The sequence below is a fragment of the Acetobacter lambici genome (assembly GCF_011516885.1).
Lineage (GTDB): Bacteria > Pseudomonadota > Alphaproteobacteria > Acetobacterales > Acetobacteraceae > Acetobacter > Acetobacter lambici.
Map to the genome: position 1 here is coordinate 1 of NZ_WOTD01000086.1, position 4,401 is coordinate 4,401.

Sequence of the window (4,401 nt, forward strand, 5' to 3'; positions counted from 1 at the left end):
AACCGCATTCTTAATCTCATTGTTTAAAGCACGACGGCACTTTGTGCCGCCGTAGGATTGAAGCAGTAGTGCTTCTCTCCATTATGCCCACAGCAGGTTGTGAATACGGTTTAGGGGTTGGACAACCGACTTTGGCCCTTGTCGCAAATGTTGGTCGGAACCGTTGGACAAAGATACGCTTCTGCACGTTGCCTGAGGAGTTCTGCCAGTCTTTCAGCATCATTCGCCGCATCAATAGCATCCGCTCTAAAGCTGTTTGCAGACTGGCTTTGAGCCAGAAAGAGGCCGATGGATCCTTCAGGATTGTCTCCAGTGTTCCCTGAGCAGTCGGCGTTGTATTTTCCTGTTCACAAGTCATCGATGAACTCCGAGTAAACCTGCAAACAGCAAATGCAGCGCAAATAGTATTGTAATGCCTGCCATTAGCCCGAATATAAGAGCGGTGTCTTTGACTAGTGGTGGACCTTTCCGCGACAATATCGTTGATGCTAGCGTCGAGAGCACACCGATGGCACAGATTAATCCAACAGTAAGATTCAGATAACGTCGATGTTCAAGCCCAAATGACAGGATAGCTAGCAACACGGCCAGACCAGCCGGGAGCAGTCCCAGCAGCCAGTTATCTTGAGCCCCAGAACCTGTTTCATGTGGCGCGGTTTCATGACTGCGATTGACCCGCCGAGCGCACGACCGCACCAACCTGCAGGTCCAAAGCAACCACATCGGTATCGAAAACAAGCCCAACAGGGCGAAGGCAATCAAAACGTAAAGCCAATGATCATATTGGTGCGGATCCAGAATGTGGCGACAAAGCTCATTGACCTGCCCGACGTCAGGAGGCAAAAAGACTGGCCCACCATCCGGGCCTCCATGAAAATTGAGGGGAGATGGCCACGCACGGCAGGCAGCGGTAAGATCGCGCACCGCTGCTGACACATCAGTTGGCACGATGACGGTATTCGTAGTGAGAGGACTTGGCATAATTGGATCCTCAAATGGACTGACGGAAGGCTTCAACGTCAGTCGTCCTTGTCTTCATTAAAGGGTAGATCTGCAAACTCACTTTAGGCCCGGTGATTGGACATTCCAGACACCGTCTGTTTTACCTGTGACGGACGTTGCTTCCGGGAAAAGATGAGTCTGATCGACTGGTCGTTGTTGTCACTAAGTGGAAGATCAATGGTCTCAGCCTGATCGGGAGATAATGCCACCGTGCGGCTTGTTTGACGGCCAACCGTTACTGGACATTGGACATCCGAACAGTCCGGCATGTCGACTAAATTGATGTCCGTTACCGTGACATCAATTTTTATGCTGCCGTTCGGTAAACGTGTGGCAGTGCTGGCGCCAAGGATACCTGTCTCGATCGTGCCAGGCACAAGGTCAATATGGGTAAGACCCGTTTTCTTGTCTTTCGAGCGAATTACTTTGGAAAGATAGGCAATGTTTTTGCCTTTATGCAGGAAAACTACTTTCTCACCGTTTGTTTTTATATAACTATGAAGCTCAGAAACCTCAGTTTGGGGGAGCACTATTGATCCGCCAGCCACTCCATTATTTGTGGCACCAAAAAACTGCTCCCACTGGACCGTTAGGGTAATGTCATCGCTCGTGTCCTGCGGCAGGCCTTTGCCGTCTTTAGTCATCCCTGATGTGGCAGCATTTACACTGTAGGGCTCTGTGCAAAGGCCAATAACAGCCCCCATTACACCACAAAAAATACGAAGGTTTCGGCCAAAGGCCTCTGCATTATGAAACATGGCAATCCATTTCCTTAGACCCGGCAAAAGTGCCCTAAGACCATCATCACCCATCAGGTTGTGAATACGGTTGTCGCATCAGGAATAAGGATCTGGGGGCGGCTCGGCTCCGCCGAGTGCGTTCACACTAGGTTCGCTAGGCGGCAAGCCGCCAACCTCACCCGGAGCCCCCTGCGGGGTCTCCGTGCAGTCGCATACATGTTCTCCCGCGGTCTTGTGCTGCTGTGAAGGATGTCGAATGGCGGGGAAGGGGAGCGGGCGGTTCCTCAACCCCCCTGTCACGCCTGTCGGCGCGACAGGGGGGCACGTTGCGGGGATTACGGCCGAGCATCCAGCTTCAGTATGACAACCCTTTGACCAGCTCATCAACACGGGCCAAAGGCCCCCGCTGGCGCGGCTCCGCGACCCTCACCGCGCCTTGGCCATCGTGCGGTCATCGCAGGGCATGAGCCCCGCGCTGCCCGCACGCTGACCGGCTTGTTCAGGACGCTCCGGTGTTGACGAGCTGGTCAAAGCGCTGTCTTGGCCGATGGCAGGATGTGGCTCAGAAAAACGCCTCCATCCCCTCCACTCTCGAAACCGCCTCGGGCGCTCGCCGCCCCGAACCCCGGCAGGATATGGTCTAGTAAAACATTCCGTATATACTTCTCTTGCAAGCATTATATGCGCGAGAAAACAATAAAAAATGGCTGTTTATTGCCGTTTTTGGGGCTTTATTGCTTGCGTTTACTGCTCGGCTGTACTATTCTTTACTTGTTGAGAGGGAATAGGCCCAAACAACAAAGCGCCCCGGTCAGTGCTACGAACACCAGACCGGGACTGCGTAGAACAGAAAAGGTGAGTTTCATGTCCGACGGTAAAAACACAATCGCTCAGAAATCCGCTCCTCGCAAGGGTGACGCAGCTGGTAAGGCTTCCCCCGAACAGGTCCGCCGCTTTCAGGAAGCACAAGCACGTAAGGCCGCTATGGAAGCCCCCACACTTCAGGCCGCAAAAGACCTCGCTCCTAAGGAATTGCAGATTGCTCAGATTGTTTCCATGTTTGGTTTGGAATCTGCTGACACTGACGAATTGATCGGAGTGGGTGACAGTATTGTGCGCGAACAGTTCACTATCCTTTATCCTGTGCTGGTTAACCAGATTCGCGGTGACGACAATCTGACGGCCCTCAAGATGCACCTTGATCGGACTGTTGACGCTCTGGTCCGCTCCGCTATGGGTTCCGCAAACTTCTATGAAACCCGCCGTCTGGTCGCCAAGGACGCAAAAGACCAGTGGGCCAACGAATACCGTGACCAAGACCGTATGGGCGTTGATGGCGGGGCAAATCGTGTGGAAAACATGCGCCGAATTGCTGCTGAAAACGCAGTGAAAGCCTATTCTCTGGTGTGCATCGCAGAAGGAGCCTGCCGTGCTTATCAGGAACTCATGGGGGCCGAATGGACAGCATACCAGAACACACGCAACAAACAGCCCATTGATGCAAAAGCGAGCGCTTTGATGGACGATGCACTGGGCATCTAAAATCCAAGCCGGGGCGATAGCCCCGGCACTCCGTGCAGTTTTGGACAAAACGTAATGCCACAACACCCCCACCCGCTTTTGCGGGTAATTCTGCCGCCACAACAAACAAGGAAACACAAAGAGGACAGACTCAAGGCCGTTGCCTCCCTGACTCAATCCGTGGCGCTGGCAATTATAGGCGTGGGGCTGGTAACGCCCCTATTTTCAAATTTTGGCGCTCTCAACCTACAGACGGCACTTGCCGCTTTATGTGCGGCTCTTCTGTTCGAGTTTATTTCTTTGGTGTTGCTCGCCCTGATCCCTTATGATGCAGACAAGGAGGACTGAATAAAATGGATGGTTTCACGCAGAGTATTCTTTACCTCGCGCTTCCCTTCGTGTTCTTCAGTGCGCTGATTGCTCTTGCCCTCGGGCCGATTGCCGAACGCCTTGCAGCTTTGAGAAAGCGCCTCGAACAGCCCTAGCCAGCGAGTGGGCAGCATAACTTGCCCATTCTGCGCCCGGTCATACGGAATAAGGCGGCCATAGGCCGCCTTATGTGTTTCTTGTCCGCAAAAAAACAGCGTATCGCCCGTTCCGGCCTGTCCAGTCAGCCTTCGGCTCCGCTTCGCGGCGGCGCAACCCTCGCCAGGACGAAGTGGCCCGCCCCCATCGCAGGGCAATAGCCCCGCGCTGGACGCAGGCCACTCCGTCAGGCTCAGGCTGCTCTGAACTGGACAGGCCGGAACGGGCTGGACAACCCGGCAGGAATCAAGGGGCGTCGCTCAGGTCGCACCACAGTTGGCCAGTTTTGGAATCATGGTACGTGTGTGCAAGACAATAACGGCCCCTGCTGCTCTGGTCCCATGTTGCAAAGAGGGATACAGACGCGCCAAGAAGAATCAGGCCACCAGCCATAAGCACCAATCTGGCATAAGCATGCCAACGGGCTTCCCGGTAAAGGGTATATTCCTGCGTCGGAAGCCGCTCACGAATGCGTTCAAAAACCTGCTCTTTAAGGCCGGTTTCAAGTGACTTCATAAAGTGACTGAAAAGCGCCTGCTGGTCCTGCTTGAGAGAAAGCTCCTGCTCCTTCAGCTTCACTTCTCCCGTGTTTTGAAGGGTCTGAATGCTTCCA

General features: G+C 53.8%; 6 protein-coding genes. 3 read left to right on the forward strand and 3 right to left on the reverse strand.

The features are described 5' to 3' along the window. Positions 1-354: 354 nt before the first annotated feature. Both GOB86_RS14725 and GOB86_RS14730 read right to left on the reverse strand, forming a co-directional pair. Complete coding sequence (locus GOB86_RS14725) at positions 355-981, reverse strand: hypothetical protein (RefSeq protein ID WP_165993385.1); 627 nt, start codon at positions 979-981, stop codon at positions 355-357. A gap of 83 nt (positions 982-1,064) precedes the next feature. Beyond that, the gene (locus GOB86_RS14730; protein WP_165993387.1) at positions 1,065-1,760 is read right to left on the reverse strand and encodes a hypothetical protein; all 696 of its coding nucleotides are present in this window, start codon (positions 1,758-1,760) and stop codon (positions 1,065-1,067) included. A gap of 663 nt (positions 1,761-2,423) precedes the next feature. On the opposite strand from GOB86_RS14730, the gene GOB86_RS14735 reads away from it, so the two are divergent. Genes GOB86_RS14735 through GOB86_RS16460 form a run of 3 tightly spaced genes read left to right on the forward strand, consistent with a single transcriptional unit; the run spans position 2,424 to position 3,748 of the window. Continuing rightward, positions 2,424-3,284 carry a hypothetical protein gene (locus GOB86_RS14735; protein ID WP_165993389.1) on the forward strand — a complete coding sequence of 287 codons (861 nt, stop codon included), beginning with the start codon at positions 2,424-2,426 and terminating at the stop codon, positions 3,282-3,284. A gap of 54 nt (positions 3,285-3,338) precedes the next feature. Then, complete coding sequence (locus GOB86_RS14740) at positions 3,339-3,611, forward strand: hypothetical protein (RefSeq protein ID WP_165993392.1); 273 nt, start codon at positions 3,339-3,341, stop codon at positions 3,609-3,611. Positions 3,612-3,616: 5 nt separating this feature from the next. After that, the gene (locus tag GOB86_RS16460) at positions 3,617-3,748 is read left to right on the forward strand and encodes a hypothetical protein (RefSeq protein ID WP_277875504.1); all 132 of its coding nucleotides are present in this window, start codon (positions 3,617-3,619) and stop codon (positions 3,746-3,748) included. 286 nt (positions 3,749-4,034) lie between these two features. Here the strand turns inward: GOB86_RS16460 and GOB86_RS14745 are convergent. Further along, a partial coding sequence (locus GOB86_RS14745; RefSeq protein WP_206752709.1) for a hypothetical protein occupies positions 4,035-4,401 on the reverse strand: 367 nt, incomplete at its 5' end.